Origin of the sequence: Streptomyces sp. NPDC006235 (assembly GCF_040613735.1) — a bacterium.
Taxonomy (GTDB): Bacteria; Actinomycetota; Actinomycetes; order Streptomycetales; family Streptomycetaceae; genus Streptomyces.
The window spans coordinates 1-18,649 of record NZ_JBEXSR010000080.1 but is presented as its reverse complement, the minus strand read 5'-3'; the positions used below and the strand labels follow the sequence as shown (position 1 = coordinate 18,649).

At 70.8% G+C, this 18,649-nt stretch carries 15 protein-coding genes and 1 tRNA gene; 5 read left to right on the top strand and 11 right to left on the bottom strand.

Annotation, left to right across the window (positions count from 1 at the left end; genetic code table 11):
- Positions 1-257 precede the first annotated feature (257 nt).
- The 3 genes from ABZ192_RS42240 to ABZ192_RS42230 all read right to left on the bottom strand — a co-directional run bounded on the left by ABZ192_RS42240 (position 258) and on the right by ABZ192_RS42230 (position 5,394).
- Positions 258-2,081, bottom strand: coding sequence for a tetratricopeptide repeat protein (locus ABZ192_RS42240; protein ID WP_356929766.1), 1,824 nt, complete (start codon positions 2,079-2,081; stop codon positions 258-260).
- A gap of 234 nt (positions 2,082-2,315) precedes the next feature.
- Positions 2,316-2,389, bottom strand: a tRNA-Met gene (locus tag ABZ192_RS42235).
- A 56-nt stretch (positions 2,390-2,445) separates the two neighbouring features.
- The gene (locus ABZ192_RS42230) at positions 2,446-5,394 is read right to left on the bottom strand and encodes a UPF0182 family protein (RefSeq protein ID WP_356929768.1); all 2,949 of its coding nucleotides are present in this window, start codon (positions 5,392-5,394) and stop codon (positions 2,446-2,448) included.
- Between the two features lie 163 nt (positions 5,395-5,557).
- Here ABZ192_RS42230 and ABZ192_RS42225 point away from each other — a divergent pair, with 163 nt between their 5' ends.
- A complete protein-coding gene (locus ABZ192_RS42225) occupies positions 5,558-6,100 on the top strand; it encodes a PPA1309 family protein (protein ID WP_356929765.1) in 543 nt (180 codons plus the stop codon).
- Positions 6,101-6,151: 51 nt separating this feature from the next.
- Here the strand turns inward: ABZ192_RS42225 and ABZ192_RS42220 are convergent, their stop codons facing one another.
- The 4 genes from ABZ192_RS42220 to ABZ192_RS42205 all read right to left on the bottom strand — a co-directional run bounded on the left by ABZ192_RS42220 (position 6,152) and on the right by ABZ192_RS42205 (position 9,327).
- Positions 6,152-7,243, bottom strand: a complete 1,092-nt coding sequence (locus tag ABZ192_RS42220) for a PDZ domain-containing protein (protein WP_356929764.1) — start codon at positions 7,241-7,243, stop codon at positions 6,152-6,154.
- 69 nt (positions 7,244-7,312) lie between these two features.
- On the bottom strand, positions 7,313-7,510 hold the full coding sequence (locus ABZ192_RS42215; RefSeq protein ID WP_356929767.1) for a hypothetical protein: 198 nt from the start codon (positions 7,508-7,510) through the stop codon (positions 7,313-7,315).
- 139 nt (positions 7,511-7,649) lie between these two features.
- The gene (locus ABZ192_RS42210) at positions 7,650-8,111 is read right to left on the bottom strand and encodes a molybdenum cofactor biosynthesis protein MoaE (RefSeq protein ID WP_356929763.1); all 462 of its coding nucleotides are present in this window, start codon (positions 8,109-8,111) and stop codon (positions 7,650-7,652) included.
- Positions 8,112-8,205: 94 nt separating this feature from the next.
- The gene (locus tag ABZ192_RS42205) at positions 8,206-9,327 is read right to left on the bottom strand and encodes an SDR family oxidoreductase (RefSeq protein WP_356929762.1); all 1,122 of its coding nucleotides are present in this window, start codon (positions 9,325-9,327) and stop codon (positions 8,206-8,208) included.
- A gap of 192 nt (positions 9,328-9,519) precedes the next feature.
- On the opposite strand from ABZ192_RS42205, the gene ABZ192_RS42200 reads away from it, so the two are divergent.
- Both ABZ192_RS42200 and ABZ192_RS42195 read left to right on the top strand, forming a co-directional pair.
- Positions 9,520-10,986: a zinc-dependent metalloprotease gene (locus tag ABZ192_RS42200; protein ID WP_356929761.1), complete on the top strand. Its 1,467-nt coding sequence runs from the start codon at positions 9,520-9,522 to the stop codon at positions 10,984-10,986.
- Complete coding sequence (locus tag ABZ192_RS42195) at positions 10,983-11,510, top strand: NUDIX hydrolase (protein ID WP_356929760.1); 528 nt, start codon at positions 10,983-10,985, stop codon at positions 11,508-11,510. The genes ABZ192_RS42200 and ABZ192_RS42195 overlap by 4 nt, the downstream gene beginning before the upstream one ends.
- 167 nt (positions 11,511-11,677) lie before the next feature.
- On the opposite strand, the gene ABZ192_RS42190 is transcribed toward ABZ192_RS42195, so the two are convergent.
- From ABZ192_RS42190 to ABZ192_RS42175, 4 genes are all read right to left on the bottom strand, one after another.
- The gene (locus ABZ192_RS42190; protein ID WP_020275069.1) at positions 11,678-12,433 is read right to left on the bottom strand and encodes an AIM24 family protein; all 756 of its coding nucleotides are present in this window, start codon (positions 12,431-12,433) and stop codon (positions 11,678-11,680) included.
- Between the two features lie 16 nt (positions 12,434-12,449).
- Complete coding sequence (locus ABZ192_RS42185) at positions 12,450-13,130, bottom strand: AIM24 family protein (protein ID WP_356929759.1); 681 nt, start codon at positions 13,128-13,130, stop codon at positions 12,450-12,452.
- An 11-nt stretch (positions 13,131-13,141) separates the two neighbouring features.
- On the bottom strand, positions 13,142-14,881 hold the full coding sequence (locus tag ABZ192_RS42180) for a TerD family protein (protein WP_356929758.1): 1,740 nt from the start codon (positions 14,879-14,881) through the stop codon (positions 13,142-13,144).
- A 231-nt stretch (positions 14,882-15,112) separates the two neighbouring features.
- Positions 15,113-15,718 carry a M48 family metallopeptidase gene (locus ABZ192_RS42175; RefSeq protein ID WP_356929757.1) on the bottom strand — a complete coding sequence of 202 codons (606 nt, stop codon included), beginning with the start codon at positions 15,716-15,718 and terminating at the stop codon, positions 15,113-15,115.
- A gap of 253 nt (positions 15,719-15,971) precedes the next feature.
- On the opposite strand from ABZ192_RS42175, the gene ABZ192_RS42170 reads away from it, so the two are divergent.
- Positions 15,972-17,186, top strand: coding sequence for a TOMM precursor leader peptide-binding protein (locus ABZ192_RS42170; RefSeq protein ID WP_356929756.1), 1,215 nt, complete (start codon positions 15,972-15,974; stop codon positions 17,184-17,186).
- Positions 17,179-18,549, top strand: a complete 1,371-nt coding sequence (locus tag ABZ192_RS42165; protein ID WP_356929755.1) for an AarF/ABC1/UbiB kinase family protein — start codon at positions 17,179-17,181, stop codon at positions 18,547-18,549. The genes ABZ192_RS42170 and ABZ192_RS42165 overlap by 8 nt, the downstream gene beginning before the upstream one ends.
- Positions 18,550-18,649: the final 100 nt, after the last annotated feature.

Here is an 18,649-nt window from a genome sequence, read left to right as displayed (position 1 = left end):
CGGTCCGGGAGCAACGGCTCGATCCGCGCCCACTGCGCGTCAGTCAACGGCACACCCGGACCAACGACCGACTGATCCAAACGAAACTGCCTAGCTGCGGGCAGTCGTGCCTCCCTCCACAGTGCCTTAAGGGCCTGGGAGGTACCCCAGGGCGGCACGGGTGGGCGCAGCGGCACCCCGCTCCGCCGGGCTGCGCACCCACCCAGCACCGGCACCGACGCCGAGCACCATGCGGCCCACAGCCACGAACCCCGGCATCAGGCAGACAGCTCCTGCCTGAGCGCATCCCGCAACCGAGCCGCCCGCTCCGCCACAGACTCCGGCCCCAGGGACACCGCCCGGTCAGCCCACCGCTGCCCCTCCGCCAGCTCCCCCCGACGCGCGTAGACCAGGGCCAGCCGCAACGCCGCCCGACCGTGCCCGGCGTCAGCCGCCCGCGTCCACCACACCGCCGCCTCGGGCTCACTCCCCTCCCGGGCCAGCAACAGCCCGAGATTGAAGGCCCCGTTGCGGGACCCGGCCTCGGCCGCCTCCCGGTACCACCGAGCCGCCTCGACGACGTCACCCCGGGCGGCGGCGAGCATGCCCACCCGCACCTGCGCGCGCCGGTGCCCCTGCGAGGCCGCCCTCTCGTACCACTCCTCACACTCGCTGCGCCGGTGCACCGGCTCTCCGAGCTCGTGCGCCGGCTCCGGCGGCCGGCGCGCGTCGAGCACGGTCGCCAGCCGGTACGCGGCCTCGGCGCTCCCGCCCCCGGCCGCGCACCGCAGATGCCGCTCGGCCTCCTGCTCGTCGCCGCCCCGCAGCCGGGCCATGCCGACCTGGAGCGCCGCCTCGGTGTGCCCGGCGGCCGCGGCACGCTCGTACCAGCGCAGCGCGGCCTGCTCCTCGCCCCGGCCGGCGTGCAGGATGCCCAGGTTGAAGGCGGCGTCCACGCTGCCGGCCTCCGCGGCCTTGGAGAACCACGGCTCGGCGCCCGCCTCGTCCCCGGCCCGCAGCAGCAGGATGGCCAGCGCGTTCGCGGCTTCCCGGTGCCCGGCATAGGCCGCGCGCCGGTACCACTGCTCGGCCTGCGCGGTGCGCCCCTGCTCGGCGCAGAGCAGCCCCAGGTTGTAGGCGCCGTTCACGTCGCCCGCGTCCATGGCGGCCCGGTACCAGCGCTCGGCGGTCTGGGTCTCGCCCCGCTCGGCGTGCAGCGCGCCCAGCGCGTTCGCCGCGTTGCCGTCGCCGTCCTGGGCGGCCCGCAGCCACCACACGGCGGCGTTCTCGGTGTCGCCCGCGTCGCGCAGCAGGAACCCGAGCGCGCAGGCGGCGCGCGCCTCACCGTCCTTGGCGGACGTCAGGTACCAGCGTCCGGCCTCCTTGAGCTCGCCGCGCTTCTCCAGGATCGTCCCGAGGTGCAGGGCGGCCCGCCGGTGGCCGCGTGCGGCGGCCTGCCGGTACCACTGCTCGATCTCGTCCGGCACCTGGACGCCGTTGTCGCCGCCGTTGTCCCGCGTCGCCTTCCGGTCCAGCGCCCGGGCCAGGCGGTACGCCGCCTCCCGGTGCCCGCGCTCGGCCGCGACCCGCAGCCACTTCTCGGCCCCGGCGTCACCGCGGTGCTCCAGCAGGTCGGCGAGGGCGTAGGCGCCCAGGGTGTGGCCCTGCTCCGCGGACTGGCGCAGCCAGTACTCGGCGGCGGGTTCGTCGCCGCGCTCGCGGTGATGCCGTCCGAGGGCGTGCGCGGCCGCGGCGGATCCGGCGACGGCGGCGATCCGCCACCAGCCGGCGGCCTCGTCGGCGTATCCGCGCTGGTGAAGAAGGACTCCGAGGTTGTTGGCGGCGGCCCGGTCGCCCGCGGCGGTCGCGGCACGCAGATGGGGTTCGGCACCGTCGAGATCACCACGGCGCAGCAGCATGGCCCCGAGGACACTCATCGCCTCGACGTCGCCGGCCTCAGCGGCGAGCCGCTGACGCAGCTCCTCGGCCGCCTCGTCGGCGATCTCCCCGGTCTCGTCCGGGGTGTCGGTGTCCTCCCGGCTGGAAGGCTGCACAAAACGCCCTGTCTCGAACAGAGTTGCCTTGTCCCCCATAACGTCCATCGTCGCACCACCTGCAACCTGGGTACACCTGGTATACCGCAGCCAGTGAGGTCACTACAGCGTTTTGTCGACATGCCCACAGAGAGACAAGTCAAACACAGATCCCCCAACTCCCCCCGGCGGCGCGGCCGCAGCCTGTGCCAGCACATGCGTTCACACATCACGAAGGCCCGGATTCCGTTGTGGAATCCGGGCCTTCGTGGTCGCTCCGTCACTCGGACTTCGCGATTTCAGTAGCGGGGACAGGATTTGAACCTGCGACCTCTGGGTTATGAGCCCAGCGAGCTACCGAGCTGCTCCACCCCGCGCCGTTGTGTTCACAACCGTATCACGGCGCGGAGTGGGCATCTGACCAGGCCAGGGCCTAGTTGCTCGGCTTCGGGCTCGGGCTGCCGCTCGGCTTGGCGCTCGGACTGGCGCTGGGCTTGCTCTCGCCGCCCCCGGCGCCCCCGCGGCCGGACTCGGCCTGCGCGTCCTCGGCCCGCTTCAGCGCGTCCTCGAGGTCCTTCTGCGCCCGGCCGTACGCCTCCCAGTCGTTGTCCTTCAGGGCCTCCTGGCCCGCGTCGAACGCCTTCTGGGCGTCCTCCAGGGCCTGTTGGACCGTCGGGTTGTCGGACGTCGGCGGTGGTGTCGTGGTGTCACCCTCGTCCGGTGGCTCGGGAGCCTGCCCCTCCGTTCCGAAGATCTTGTTCAGGGCCTCGTCGAGCGTGTTCTCGAAGGCGGTCTGGCCTCCGTAGGTGACCAGCACCTTGCGCAGCAGCGGGTACTTCAGTCCACCACCGCGTACGTAGACCGGCTCCACGTAGAGCAGTCCGCCGTCGAGCGGCACCGTCAGCAGGTTGCCGTACTCGACTTCGGAGTCGCCGCCTCTCAGGAGCCTGATCGACTCGGCGATCTCCTCTTGGGAGTTGAACTGGCTCTGGACCTGCTTGGGTCCGTTGACCGTCGTGTTCGTCGGCAGTTTCAGGATTCTGATCCTGCCGTAGTCACTGGCGCCCGCCTCGGCGTCGACCGCCATGAAAGCGCTCAGGTTGTCCCGGCCGTTGGGCGTGAAGGTCGTCGTCAGCGAGAACGACTGTGCCTTCTGGTCGGGCATCTTCATGCTCAGGTAGTACGGCGGCACGGCGTTGCCCGACCGGTTCGTCGGGTCGTCCGGCACCTGCCAGACCTCGCTGCCGCTGAGGAACGTCGTCGCGTCCTTCACGTGGTAGCGCGTGAGCAGCTCCCGCTGGACCTTGAACAGGTCCTGCGGGTAGCGCAGGTGGTCCATCAGGTCCTTGGAGATCTCGCCCTTGGGCTTCACCGTGTCCGGGAAGGCCTTCATCCAGGTCTTCAGGACCGGGTCCTTGGTGTCCCACTGGTAGAGCTTGACCTCGCCGGTGTACGCGTCGACGGTCGCCTTCACCGAGTTGCGGATGTAGTTGACCTGGTTCTGCTGGGCCACCACCGCGCGGTTGTCGTTGGTCGCGGTCAGCGAGTCGGCCGTGGTGTCACCGAGGGTCGTACGCGAGGAGTACGGGTATCCGTTCGTCGTCGTGTACGCGTCGACGATCCACTCGATACGGCCGTTCACCACCGCCGGGTAGGCGTCGCCGTCGATGGTCAGCCAGGGGGCGACCGCCTCGACGCGCTCCTTGGGCGTGCGGTTGTACAGGATCCGCGAACCGTCGCCGATGGCGCCGGAGTAGAGGATCTGCGGCTCGCCGAACGCCACCGCGTACGCGGCCCGGTTGACCGGGTTGGAGAGGTTGACCCCGCTGTCGCCCTTGTAACTGGTGGTCTTCTCGCCGTTGTCGTCGGAGTAGTCGATCTCCTTCTGGGGACCGCCGACGATCGAGTACGTGGTGGTCTTCTCGCCGTAGTAGACCCGCTGTTCGTACGTGCCGAGGTCGCCCTTGGAGGGCAGGTCGGACTCCGTGAAGTTCGGCCGGCCCTGGGCGTCGGCACTGGTGCCCTCGGCGGCGACCACTCCGTAGCCGTGGGTGTAACGGAAGTGGTTGTTGATCCAGTTCTTCTTCGGGATGCCCGCCAGGTTCAGCTCACGCAGGCCGATGACCGTGTCCTGGTCCTTGCCGTCCTTGGTGTAGCGGTCGACGTCCAGGTTGTTCGGGAACGCGTAGTAGTTCCTGATCTGCTGGAGCTGCTGGAACGTCGGCGAGACGATGTTCGGGTCCATGATCCGGATGCTCGCCGTGGAGCCGACGTCGTCGCGGAGCGTGGTCTTGTCCTCGGTCTTGCTCGTGCCCGAGTAGTCGGTGACCTTGGTGCCGTCGATGCCGTAGGCCTTCCGCGTCGCCTCGAGGTTCTTCTCGACGTACGGCGCTTCCTTGGCCTGCTCGTTCGGCTGGACCTGGAACTTCTGCACGATCGCCGGGTAGAGGCCGCCGATGAGGATGGCGGAGAGCACCATCAGGCCGAAGCCGATCACGGGCAGCTGCCAGGTGCGCCGCCACAGGGTGGCGAAGAACAGCAGCGCGCAGATGACGGCGATGCAGAACAGGATCGTCTTCGCCGGCAGGTAGGCGTTGGCGTCGACGTACCTCAGGCCCGTCCAGTTGTCGGTCGCTCTGAAGTCGCTGGACTTCACGGCGAGTCCGTACCGGTCGAGCCAGTAGGCGACCGCCTTCAGGGCCACGAAGATGCCGATGAGCACCGAGAGGTGTCCGGTGGCCGCCGCCGTGGCGCGGGCGCCGGGGCTGGTGACGCGCAGGCCGCCGTACAGGTAGTGCGTGAGCGCGGCGGCGATCACGGAAAGGATCGCGGCGGCGAAGCCGAAGCCGAGCAGGAAGCGGTACCAGGGCAGGTCGAAGGCGTAGAAGGAGACGTCCAGCTTGAACTGGGGGTCCTTCTGGCCGAAGGGCACGCCGTTGACCCACATCAGCCACGTCCGCCACTGGCCGGACGCGGAGGCTCCGGCGATCAGGCCCACCAGGGCGGTGATCCCGAGCAGCAGCCACTTCTTGTAGGGCGCGATGCCCATCCGGTAGCGGTCGAGGTTCTGCTGCTCCATGGACATGGCGCTCAGCGGCGGCCGCAGCCGGTGCGCCAGCCAGATGTTGACTCCGACCGCGACGGCCATGAGCAGGCCGAAGACGAAGAAGAGCCCGATCTTGGTCCACAGCGTGGTGGTGAAGACCGACGAGTAGTTCACCGACCGGTACCAGAGCCAGTCCGTCCAAAAGCCCGCGAACATGGTGAACACCATGCCGAGGACGGCCAGGACGCCCAGTGTCATGAGCAGGGTCCGGACACGCCGGGACGGGCGGCCCACTCTGATCCGCGGCCCTGTCGGGCCTCCGCCGCGGTCCGGCATCTGGAAAGCCAAGGTGCGCACCTCGAAGTTCGCTGTTGATTCGTAAGGCCCGCGTCTTCACGGACCGTCCGTGGCCCCCGTGATCGCGGGCCCCCACCTATGCAACTTACTCACCGTTTACTCGGTTCCCGATTCCGGCCGGGAACGAGGCAGGATTGTGACCATGTCCAACACTCCCATGGCGGCGAGCCCGCTCACCCGGGCCGTACTCGAGATCGACGAGTACGTCTCCGGCCTCGGCTGGGACCAGCCCGCCCGCCTTTTCGCACTCGTCGACACCGCCCGGCTCCGGGCCGAACAGCCCTCGCTCGCGGACCGGCTCGGTCTGGACGACGCGGCGGAGAACCCCGGCCTCACCCCGATCGAGCAGGACGAAGTTCCAACGGGCAAGCCGCTCGACGAGTTCCTCGCCACCATCGCCTGGCCCGACGCGGTGGCCGGCTGTGCCCTCGCCGTGGAGCGCCTGATGCTGCCGCCGTCCGCGGAGGCCCAGGTTCCGTCGGGTCTGGACGAGGCCGCGCTGACGAAGTGGGTGGCGGACCACCCGGACCGCCAGGAGGTCCGTATGACGGTCGCGGTGCTGCGGGACGGCACCCGTGAGTCGGCCCTGCGCCTGCGCGAGAAGGACTCCCCGACGGAGGTCCTCACCGGATCCGACCTGGTCCCGGGTCTGGCGGAGGCGCTGGCGGCGACGTTCGAGGAGTAGCCGGAGCAGCCGGCGACTGCGCGGCCCGGGCCGGTCCTCCGGCCCGGCGGACTACTTACCACACTTCGGCAGACCGGCGGTGTCGCCGCCGCGGATGTCCTTGAGAGCTCCGAGGGCGTCCTCGATGGTCTTGACCTTGACGAGGGTGAGGCCCTCGGGGGTGTCCTGGGCGGCGGCCTCGCAGTTGTCCGCGGGCGTCAGGAAGTACTGCGCGCCCTTGGCCCGCGCGCCCACCGTCTTCATCTCGATGCCGCCGATCGGACCGACCTTGCCCTCGTCGTCGATCGTCCCCGTACCCGCCACGAACCTGCCCCCGGTCAGACTGCCCGGCGTGAGCTTGTCGTAGATGCCGAGCGCGAACATCAGACCGGCGCTCGGCCCGCCGACGTCGGCCAGCTTGATGTCGATGGTGAACGGGAACGTGTGGTCGGTCCCCGCGGAGATCCCCACGATGGCCCGCTTCTCGCCGGTGTCGTCCGACGTCGTCGTGGTGATGGTGATGTCCTGTGTCTTCGTCGGCGTCCGCTTCTCCTTCTCCGCGGCGGTCTGCTCCTTGGCGGGCACGATCGTGAAGCGGACGTCCTGGCCCGGCTTGTGCTTCGTGACGAGCTTCGCGACGTCGGTCGGCTCCTTCACCACCGTGCCGTCGACGGCCTTGATCACGTCCCCGGCGTGCAGCTTGCCTTCGGCCGGGGATCCCTTGACGACCGTCGAGACGATGACCCAGGACTTCACCGGAACGTCGAGTTCCTTCAGCGCGGCGACCTTGGCGCTCTCCTGGGACTGGCTGAACTCCTCGGCGTTCTCCTGCGTGGACTGCTCCTCGGTCTTGCCGTCCGGGTAGAGCGTCTCGTGCGGCACCACCTTGTTGTCGTGCGCGAGCCAGCCGTAGACGGCCTCGACCAGGTTCATCCGGTAGTCGGCGCTGGTGACCCGGACGGTCGTCATGTTCAGATGGCCACTGGTCGGATAGGTCTTCCGCCCGGAGACCTGGAGCACCGGCTCTCCGCCGTGATCGCCCAGCGTGTTCACCGTCGGCCCCGGGGACATCTCCGAATACGGCACGGGGATGAACACTCCCGCGCACAGGAGCGCGATCAGCATCAGGGTGGAGGCGAGCATCGTCGCGGTGCGGCGTGGCATGACTCGACAGTACGGGACGGTCCTGTCAGCGCACCGTCAGGGCCGTCCGTCCGGAGCGGCCCTGTGCTCTCACACGCTTGTGACCTGCTCTTTTCCCTGGCCTTCGGTGCCCGGCCGGGGTCTCTCCATGGCCTCGCGGAAGCGGGCGTAACCGATGAGTTCCGGGCCGTCCCCACGGACCTTGCGGGTCCGGTTGGCCCAACTGCCCCAGAGGCCCGCGCCGATCGCAGCCACAAGCGGAATCAGCAACCAGGCGAGCGCCGCCATGCCGACCTCCAACCCCTTGAGCGTCCGCAACTGACTGATCAGCAGATTAACCATCCGCAGTGACAACGCTCACGCCAGGGGTCCGGTTACGCAACCGGAAGGCCGGGTCCCGGATTCACCGGAAGGCCGGGGCCCGGATTCAGCAGGCGCCCACCCACTCCTCGGTGCCGTCGGAGAACTTCTGGTGCTTCCAGATGGGCACTTCGTGCTTGAGGTCGTCGATCAGCTTCCGGCAGGCCTCGAAGGCCTCTCCTCTGTGCGGGCACGAGACGGCGACGACCACGGCGAGGTCACCGACTCGGAGATCCCCCACGCGGTGCACGGCCGCCAGCGCCCGCACGGGGTACTCCGCGACGACCTTCTCGGCGATCCGCCTCATCTCGGCCTCTGCGCTGGGGTGGCAGGAGTACCCCAGCTCCGCCACGTCGGCACCCCCGTCGTGGTTCCGCACGGTGCCCACGAAGAGCGCCGTACCCCCGGCCGCGTCGTCCCCGACGGCCCGGAACACCTCGTCCACGGAAAGGGCCGTGTCCTGGATCCCGATCAGCCTGATCGGATCCTGCGCGGCCTGCTCACCCGGGTGATCGCTCGTGGATGCCATGCCTCCATCGTGCCGTACACGACCGACAGCGCGGAATAGAGCTATCGACCGGCACGCGCGCGTGCGCCTTTGGAGTCTCCTACAGGGCCGTCTTTCAGATCCGTCGCCGGGCCTTGCGCGCCCGCCGCACCACCGCGGCCGCGCCCAGCAGCGCCACCGTCGCTCCCGCGGCCCCCGCGGCCGTCGCGTCCTTGCGGCCCAGTCGCCGCCCGGCCACCGTGTGCCGGCCGGAGACCTCCTCCAGGAGCTCCGCCAGCACCTCCTCGTTGGTGTACCGCGGCCGCCACCCCGCGTCGTGCAGCCGGCTGCCGCTGACCACCCAGGGGTACATCGTGTACGCCAGGTCCCCGGCCGGAGACGGCGTGAGCCCGATGCGGTGCAGGCGCTGGGCCGCACCCAGCGCGACCGCCGACGGCAGCTCCATCCGCCGGATGCCGCTGAGCTCCTCGACCTCCTCCTGCTCCAGCCACCCGTCGCACCCGACGGTCAGCTCCCCGTCGACCTTCTCCAGGACGGCGTACTCCAGCGCGCTGCACAGGTCCTCGACGTGGCAGAACTGCCAGGCGGGCCGCGACCCGGCGACGACGAGCAGCCGCGGAGACTCGAAGTACCTGGTCAGCGCGGTGTCCGTGCCTCCCACCAGGATCGCCGGCCGTACCACGGTGACATTCAGCCCCGGATGCGCCCGCGGCGCCCGACGCGCCAGCCGCTCGATCTCCAGCAGGTCGCCGACGCCCGTCGCCTCGGCCGTGGCCCGCAGCTCCGCGTCCTCGGAGAGCGGCAGCTCGTTGTCCGGCAGCGCCCCGTAGACCATCGCCGAGGTGCACAGCACGACCCGGTGCACTCCGGCCGCAGCGGCCGCCGTCAGAACGGTCTGTGTCCCCCGTACGTTGTAGGCCGTTCGGGCGGCGGCGTCGGTCTCCAGCTCGAGGTCCAGGGCCAGGTGCACCACCACGTCGGCGCCCCGCAGCTTCTCCGCGATGGCCGGATCCCGTACGTCCAGGATGTGCCACTGCGCCGCGTCGCACTCGCCGCGCCGCTCGTCGATGGCGACGACCTGCTTGACCTCGTCGGACGCGGCGAGCCGCTCGGTGAGCAGGGCGCCGACGCCGTACGCGGCGCCGGTGACCGCGACGACGGGTCCGCGCCCCGCGGGGCCCGCGGAACTGGTTGACTGGTTTCGCGCTGCGCGAACCTGCGGATCTGGGGAACTCACCGGGCGTCTCCAGCGGTTGTCTTCAGTACGAGCGCGAGCGACGCGTGCGTACCAGGTGGCATCCATCCTGCCGCAGGCTGTCAGTCGGCGAAGCACCGAGGCCCGATCCGCCCCAGGTGTCTACGCTGGGTGGTGTTGTCGGGCAGCCGTGCCGCCGGAAAGAACCGGCGGCCCTACCAGCCGAGGAATCCCGTGAGTGACACCCCATTCGGATTCGGCCTTCCGCCGGAGGAGCCGGACGACGGCGACGAGGGCAAGAAGAAGGACCAGGAGAGCGGTGGTGGTCAGGGACCGGCCAATCCGTTCGGCTTCGGCGGCCTGCCCGGAGCCGGAGGATTCGGCGGCGGCCCCGGCGGCCCCGGTGCGGACAATCCGTTCGCAGCCATGTTCGGCTCCCTGAACCCCAACGACCTGGGCGCCGCGTTCCAGCAGCTGGGCCAGATGCTCTCCTACGAGGGCGGCCCGGTGAACTGGGACATGGCCAAGCAGATCGCCCGCCAGACGGTCTCCCAGGGCAGTCCTGACGGCACCAAGGACACCAGCGTCGGCTCCGCCGAGCGCAAGGCCGTCGAGGAGGCCGTCCGCCTCGCCGACCTGTGGCTCGACGACGCCACGTCGCTGCCGTCCGGTGCCGGCTCGGCCGTGGCCTGGAGCCGCGCCGAGTGGGTCGAGGCGACCCTGCCCGCCTGGAAGGAGCTCGTCGACCCGGTCGCCGAGCGCGTCGGCACCGCCATGGGCGACGTCCTGCCGGAGGAGATGCAGGCCATGGCCGGCCCGCTGATCGGCATGATGCGCTCGATGGGCGGCGCCATGTTCGGTACGCAGATCGGGCAGGCCGTCGGCGTGCTCGCCGGCGAGGTCGTCGGCTCGTCCGACATCGGCCTGCCGCTGGGCCCGGCCGGCAAGGCAGCGCTGCTGCCGGTGAACATCGAGACGTTCGGCAAGGACCTGAGCGTCCCCCAGGAGGAGGTGCGGCTGTATCTCGCCCTGCGCGAGGCCGCCCACCAGCGGCTCTTCGCGCACGTGCCGTGGCTGCGCTCGCACCTGTTCGGTGCGGTCGACGGGTACGCCCGCGGGATCAAGGTCGACACGGCCAAGCTCGAGGACGTCGTCGGCCAGTTCGACCCGCAGAATCCCGAGCAGCTCCAGGAGGCCCTCCAGCAGGGCATGTTCCAGCCCGAGGACACGCCCGAGCAGAAGGCGGCCCTGGCGCGTCTGGAGACGGCTTTGGCGCTCGTGGAAGGCTGGGTCGACGCGGTGGTCCACGCCGCCGCGAAGCCCCGTCTGTCGTCCGCCGACGCCCTGCGTGAGACGCTGCGCCGCCGCCGCGCCTCGGGCGGGCCGGCCGAGCAGACGTTCGCCACGCTGATCGGCTTGGAGCTGCGCCCGCGTCGCCTGCGTGACGCCTCCCGTCTGTGGGCCTCGCTCACCGACGCGCGCGGTGTCGACGGCCGGGACGCCCTGTGGCACCACCCGGACATGCTGCCGACGGCCACCGACCTGGACGACCCGGACGGCTTTGTGCACCGCGAGCAGATCGACTTCTCCGAGCTGGACAAGATGCTCGGCGAGGCGGCGGACAAGCCCGACCTGAAGAAGCCCGACCCGAAGAAGAGCGACGAGGGCGAGGACAAGAACAAGGGCGACGACGCGGAGTGAGCCTGTACGACGACGCGGTCCTCGTGCTCAAGGAGTACGAGGACCAGCCGGAGCTGCGCCAGGCCTACGTCGACCATCTGGCCGAACATCAGGACGGCCTGTGGAAGGCCTGCCCTGCGGGCCACATCACGGCGAGCGCCCTGGTGATCGACCCCGAGGCCGGCCGGGTCCTGCTGACGCTGCACAGAAAGCTGCGGATGTGGCTCCAGATGGGCGGCCACTGCGAGCCGGGCGACAGCTCCCTGGCGGCAGCGGCCCTGCGTGAGGCGACGGAGGAGTCCGGCGTCTCGGGGCTCTCGCTGCTGCCGGGCGGCCCGGTGCGCCTGGACCGGCACCCGATCCCGCCACCGTGCCACTGCCACTTCGACGTCCAGTACGCGGTCCTGGCGCCGCCGGACGCGGCGCACGCGATCAGCGACGAGTCGCTCGACGTGCGCTGGTTCGGGTACGACGAGGTGGCGGAGGTGGCCGACGAGTCGGTCGTCCGCCTGCTGGAGGCGACCCGCGCGAGGCTCGTGGTCTGAGCATGCGTAAGGGGCGACCGCTATGGCGGCCGCCCCTTACATTCGGTCCTGACGGTGGGCTGCGCGCCCTCAGGGGCGCGGGGAACTGCGCGACCGGCCACAGACGACCCACGGCCTGGGCCGGACCGCACAGCCCCCGGCCCCGATCGGCCCAACCCGCGGAGCGATCAGTTCCAGACGTTGCCCTGGTTCTGCCCGCGCGCTCCCTGCTGGCCCATGCCGTACTGCGCGGCGAGGCCCGAGCCGATCTGGGCGTTCTGCGGCGGCAGCAGTTCGCTGGGCTGGACGAGTGCGAAGCCGGTGCCCATGAAGCTCAGCTCCCAGCCCTCGCCGGTGCTGCCGCGGCGCCGCCACACCCCGGAGGAGTGCGTCTGGGCCTGCATCTGCACCCGCAGGCTCGTCGACCAGGCGACGATCGCGTCGGCGTCGCAGTTGACGTACTTGTCGGGCGTCACCTGCATCAGCAGCGGCATGCCCGAGGTCATCAGGGCGATCTTGCCCCGGCCGGTGATGTTGAGCTGGTACTTCCCGGAGCCGGAGATGCCGTACAGGCTGTCGACGGCGATGACCTCGTGGTGCAGGGAGGAGTCCATCGCCAGCACGTAGCTGCTGTCGACGGTGAGGCCGTCCTGCTCCACTTCCATGACGTGGACGTGCTGCTTGAGGTTGGCGAGGTAGACCGTGCCCTGCCCGTGGCAGCGCATCAGGTCGAGTCCCTCACCGGTGTGCGCACGCGAGCGTGCCTGGTCGTTGCTCTGGTACTCGGCGTCGAACTCGACGAGGCCCTGGTAGGCGACCATGGTGCCCTTGCGGGCCAGGATGTCGTCGTGGCCCTCCAGGGCGACGCGCAGCATCTGCTTGTTCTGCAGACTCCAGCGGTCCTGGGTCTGCTGCTCGTTGTAGGCGAAAATCGGGCTCTGCATGACGTGTTGCTCCCCCTCAGCCCCGGACCCGGAGGCGGTCGGTGCTGTCCTCGCTGGGCTGGACGACGACGATGCCCTGACCGGAGAAGGCCATCTGGTAGGCCTCGCCGCTGCCACGGCCGATCAGTGACTGCGCCCGGAAGCTGCGCTTGCCCTTCACCTTGAGGTTCGGGGACCAGGCGACGAGCGCGTCGGGGTCGACGTACGTCTCGTCCTCGCCGCCTCCGCAGTCGACGACGATGGGCTTGCCCCGGGAGGTCAGCGCGACCCAGCCCTGCCCGGAGATCCTGGTGTTCCACAGGCCCTGTCCGGCGAACTTCGCCAAGCCCTTGACCCGCTCGACGCCCCAGGTGAGGTGGGCGTCGAAGGCGAGCAGGTTGGTGGCGTTGACGGAGATGCCGTCGCCGTTGAGGTTGATCACGACGACGTTCGCCCCGTAGTCGGCGAGGTAGAGCAGGCCGTCGCCGGAGCACTTCATCAGGGGCGCGCCCTCGCCGGTCATCCAGTCCTTCGCGATCTGGCGCACAGCGGGCGGGTTGGGCTCGTACTGCACGAAGCCCTCGTAGGCGACCATCGACCCCACGCGCGCGAGGAGGTCGTGTCCGGTCTGCATGGCGACCTTCAGCATGTGATTGCCGTGGTTCTCCATGCGGGCGGTGACGGGTGCGGGGGCGTGGCCCGCGAGCTGCTGTGTCATGACGGGCTCCCTCAGACCTCGTACGGCTGGACGACGATGAAGTTCCCGGGCGCTGCCCGGAACTGGAGGTTGACGCTCTCCCCGGTGTCACCCGGGTAGGCGTTGCGGCGCATCCGCACCTGGCTGGAGACGACGACCTGGGCGGCGGCCGACCAGGCGACCACGGCGTTGCAGTCGGCGAAGGTGGTGGGCGTGACCGGCAGGACCACGGGCGTGCCGTGGGTCTTCACGACGATCGTGCCGGTGCCCGTGAACTGCATGGTGAACAGTGCGCCCCCGGGGATGCCGTGCCCCTCGATGCGGCGCACTTCGTACTGGAGGCCCTCGTCGAAGGCGAGCACGTTCTCGGCGGAGACACAGATGCCGTCGCCCTGGAGCTCGATGGGGTGCAGCATCGTCGAGTCCTCGGCGAGGAACACCTGTCCCTGGCCGGTGCAGCGCATCAGCTGCATCTCCTGGCCGGTCGCGTTGCCCACGATCCGGCCGGCGAAGCCGGCGCCCTTGTAGCTGAAGTCGACCTTGCCCTGGTAGAGCACCATGCTGCCCTGGCGGGCCAGCACGGGCTGTCCGCCGATGCCGAGGTCGACGCGGACGAGCTTCTTGTTCTGCTGCGTCCAGCGCTGCCCGGTGGGGGTCTCCTTGAACTGCTGGAGCGCGGCGGCGACACCAGGACCCTGCGGTGCTCCCTGGGGAGTTCCCTGAGGCGCTCCTTGCGGCACTCCGTAGGGGGCCTGCCCGGGCGGCTGCTGGCCGTAGCCCGGGGGCGGTGTGGGCTGGCCGTAGCCCGGGGGCGGGGCCGGGGCATGGGGTGCCTGGGGCTGGCCGTAGCCGGGCGGCGGCGGGGCCGTCTGGCCGGGGACCTGGCCGTACGGCGGCGGCTGCTGGCCCGGCTGGCCATACGGCGCGGGCGCCGGGGCCGGAGGCGGCACCGGGGAGCCGCCGGGCGGGGTGTGCATGGGCGCGACGATGGTCGGGGCGGCGTGCACCTGGGGTGCGGGCGCCGGGGCCGGAGGCGGAGTGGCGCCGGGCGGGGGCGCGAAGCCCTGCGCGGCGGGCTGGGGAGCGGGCGCCGGGGCGGGAGCCGGGACAGGGGGTGCTGCCGGTGCGGGAGCCGGGGCGGGTTCCGGAGTGCCGGGGACGCCGAACGCGGGCGGTGCGAAGCCCGGGGCGGCGCCGGTCTGCGGCTGCTGCGCGGCGGGCGCGGGCGGGGCGGGCGTCTCCTCCTCGGCCACCTCGCCGCCGAAGTTCTTCAGCAGCGCGTCGAGACCACCGTCGAAGCCCTGCCCGACGGCGGCGAACCGCCAGACGTCCTTCAGGTAGAAGTCGCCGAGCATCACGGCCCGTTCGGTGGAGAACTCCGAGCCGTTGAAGGAGTAGCGCGCCACCTCCTCGCCGCCGGCGACGATACGGATGTAGCCGGAGGCGATCTGCGACATCTGGCCGACGCCGTCGATCGTCGCCGTGAAGGACAGCTTCTGGATCTGCGGCGGGATCCGGTCGAGCGTCACCCGGAAGGACTCCGTGTCGCCCGCCTGGGCACCCAGGAGCTGAATGGACTCCTCGGGGGACTTCGGCTGGTTGAAGAAGACGAAGTACCGGTCGTCCGAGAGCCGTTCGTCGGCGTCGAGGCCGAAGCAGCTGATGTCGAAGGTCAGCCCGGGGCCGGCGATCTGTACACCTACGTACAGATCCGTGCCCGCGGTGAGGTCACTGATCCTGGCCTTGTGGCCGCGTTGGAATTCCCTGGCCATGCGTAACGACCGTCCCCCATCCAGAACGTGATTGCGTCGCGCCAGGCTAACGGCAAACTCGGACACCGGACGCGGTCGGTACAGACCCGGTACAGAACCCGGGCCCGGCCGTATCGGCTGCTCTCTCGCGGAAAGCGGTCACTCACCCCGGAGCGGGATCACGGGGGTGCTCATCGCGGGTGCACATACCGCGCTCGACTCACGGGACACTCGACCGGGGCCACGGGACGCTCAGCCCTCGGGACTCTCACCCCGCGCACCGGGCACATGGGGCAACCGCTCGGCCGCGGCCACGCCTTCGAGGTAGCCCCGGGCCCGTTCCGTGCGCGGATAGGCCTCCAGCAGCGCCCAGAAGCGGGGGCCGTGTCCGGGGACGAGCAGATGGGCGAGTTCGTGGAGGAGGACGTAGTCGACGACGTACTCGGGCATGCCCTGGAGACGGTGGGACAGGCGGATACTGCCCTCGGACGGGGTGCAGGATCCCCAGCGGGTGTTCTGGTTGGTCACCCAGCGCACCGAAGCGGGCCGCGCCCGCCCGTCGAAGTACTGGTCCGAAAGGCGCCGGGCCCGCTCGGCCAGCTCGGCGTCGCCGAGGGCCCGCTTGCTCTCCTGGGCGGCCAGCTTGTCGAGCATGACGTTCACCCAGCGCTGCTCCTCCGCCTCGGACATCCGGGCGGGGATGAGCACCACGGTGCGATCGCCCTCGCGGTACGCGGAGACCGTTCTGCGGCGGCGGGCGCTCCTGCGGACCTCGATCGCGCTCGCCCCCGAGCCGCTCGGCGGCTGGCTCGTCGTGCTGCGTGGCTTTCCGGCGCGGTGCAGTGGGTCGGCGGGCACGCCCCGACGTTACCCGCTGTACCCGGGGAAGTCCCGGCTCCGAGGGGGTTGGATGGCGGTGCTCCCCGCCGACCGCCGGATTTGTACGACGAATACCGGCACCTGTGGACAACTTTCTGCAGCCGGTGACGGGTTTGGGCATGCTGGCTGTTGTCGGCGAAGCGCCGGACAGGCCCGTGCCCGGAGCAGGCGGCCTGTGACCGGGTCGACGCGCGGCATACGGGGACGATCTATGGCATACGGGGGGCCTGTCATGCATCCGATGGTGAAACCCGCGCTCAGGCGCGGCTGGCGCGACCTCAACACCGTGCAGTTCGGGATGACACCGGCGCATGCGATGACGCTCGGCCCGATGGACCTGGCGACGGGCAGCTTCCTGGATCTGCTGAACGGCACACGGGGGATGGAGCTGCTGCGTGAGGAGGGGCGCCGGATGGATCTGCCCGACGGCCATGTCGACGGGCTGGTGCGGCGGCTCGCCCGGGCCGGGCTTCTCGACGACGCGCGGGGCGGCGGGCCGGCCGCCGACGCCCTGCGGCAGAAGAAGGAGGTCCTCGACCGGCTGCGTCCCGACCTCGCTTCCCTGTCCCTGACCACCTCGGCACCGGGTGACGCGATGCGGCAGCTGGCCGCCCGGCGCTCACAGCGTGTGCAGGTGCGGGGCGCGGGCCGGGTCGGTGCCGTGCTGGCGTCGTTGCTGTCGGGGGCGGGCGTGGGCGAGGTCGACGTGCGCGACGGTGGCCGTGTGGAACCGTGGGATGTCGCGCCGGGCGGGCTTCCCGCGGAGGCCGTCGGCGACCGCAGGGACGAGTCGGCCCGCCGGGCCGTGCGCCGTGCGGCCCCGGACCGGCCCCCGCGCCGCGCGGCAGCCCGGACCTCCCCGGAGGAAGGCGACCCGGGCTTCTCGCTGGTGATCGTCGCCCCGCGCGACGATGTCGCCGTGCACGCGCCCGACCCGCCGGCCGCCGAATCCCTGTTGTCCTCCGGGACACCCCATCTGTACGCCGGGGTGGTGGAGGGGACCGGGGTGGTCGGCCCACTGGTCCTGCCCGGAGAGACGGGCTGCGCGGGGTGTCTGCACGAGAGCCGCACGGACCGGGACCCGGCCTGGCCTCGTCTGTTCGCCCAGTGGCGCTCCGGCAGACAGCGACAGGTACGGCCCTGCGACCTGACGCTGGCCACTACGGTGGCCGGACTGGCCGCCGCCCACGCGCTCGCCTTCCTGGACGGCCGGGTTCCGTCGAGCGCTGGGGCGCGCTGGGAGGTCTCCGTGCCCGGTCTTCACTGGCATGCGCGGCCGGTCCGGGCGCATCCGGCATGCCCGTGCGGGGCGGCGGAGAGAGGAAAGGGGGAGCACCCCTCGGAGGATGGGGAGTCACACGAGACAATGGCGGTGCAACGGCCGTCGGCGCAGTGCCGTAAGGCAGCGGCGAAGCGGCCGGCTGGGACTTGGAGGGCGCATGTCTGATCTTCCCCGGAAGGCGGTCACCCGGACCGCCAAGCTCGCCGCGCTCCCGCTCGGCATCGCCGGGCGGGCGACCTGGGGATTCGGCAAGCGAATCGTCGGCGAGTCCGCGGAGCTCGTCGGCCGCGAACTCCAACAGCGCACGGCCGACCAGCTGTTCAAGGTGCTCGGCGAGCTCAAGGGCGGCGCGATGAAGTTCGGCCAGGCCCTGTCCGTCTTCGAGTCCGCGCTGCCCGAGGAGGTGGCCGGCCCCTACCGGGCCGCGCTGACCAAGCTCCAGGAGGCGGCGCCGCCGATGCCGACGCGCACCGTGCACGCGGTACTCGAGGAGCGGCTGGGCGAGGGCTGGCACGAGTTGTTCCTGGAGTTCGAGGACAAGCCCGCCGCGGCGGCCTCGATCGGCCAGGTGCACCGCGGGGTGTGGCATGACGGCCGCGAGGTGGCGGTCAAGGTGCAGTACCCGGGCGCCGGCGAGGCCCTGCTGTCCGACCTGAACCAACTGAGCCGCTTCTCCCGCCTGCTCGGCCCGCTGATCCCCGGCATGGACATCAAGCCGCTGATCACGGAGCTGAAGGACCGCGTCTCGGAGGAGCTGGACTACGGCCTGGAGGCCCAGGCCCAGCAGGCCCACGCCGAGGAGTTCACGGACGACCCGGACGTGATCGTGCCGCAGGTGGTGCACCAGTCCGACCAGGTCCTGATCACGGAGTGGATCGACGGCATCCCGCTGTCGGAGATCATCTCGGACGGCACCCAGGAACAGCGTGACAGGGCCGGCCAGCTCCTGGCCCGCTTCCTGTTCTCCGGCCCCGCCCGCACCGGCCTGCTGCACGCCGATCCGCACCCGGGCAACTTCCGGCTGCTGCCGGGCGGCCCGCACGGTGAGGACGACTGGCGCCTGGGCGTCCTGGACTTCGGCACGGTCGACCGTCTCCCTGGCGGCCTGCCGGCCACCATCGGCGAGTCCCTGCGGATGACCCTCGACGGGGAGGCCGAGGCGGTCTACGAGCTCCTGTGTGCGGAGGGGTTCGTGAAGGAGACCATAGAGCTGGATCCCGACGCGGTACTGGACTATCTGCTGCCGATCATCGAACCGGCCGAGGTCGAGGAGTTCACGTTCACGCGCGGTTGGATGCGCAGCCAGGCGGCCCGCATCGCGGACCCGCGCTCCCCCGCGTACCAGCTGGGCAAGCAGCTCAATCTGCCGCCGTCGTATCTGCTGATCCACCGGGTGACACTGAGCACGATCGGCGTGCTGTGCCAGTTGGGGGCTACGGTGCGGCTGCGCGAGGAGTTGGAGGAGTGGCTGCCGGGGTTCATCCTGGACGACCCGGCGGACAGCGAGGAGTCGGTGGTCGAGGCATGAGCCTCAGAGGTCCTAACAAAGGCGTTGGACGTGGCGGTGGGTGATGAGGCAGGTGGCGAGGCCGAGGAAGGCTTCGTGGATGTCGTCGCGTCTCTCCCAG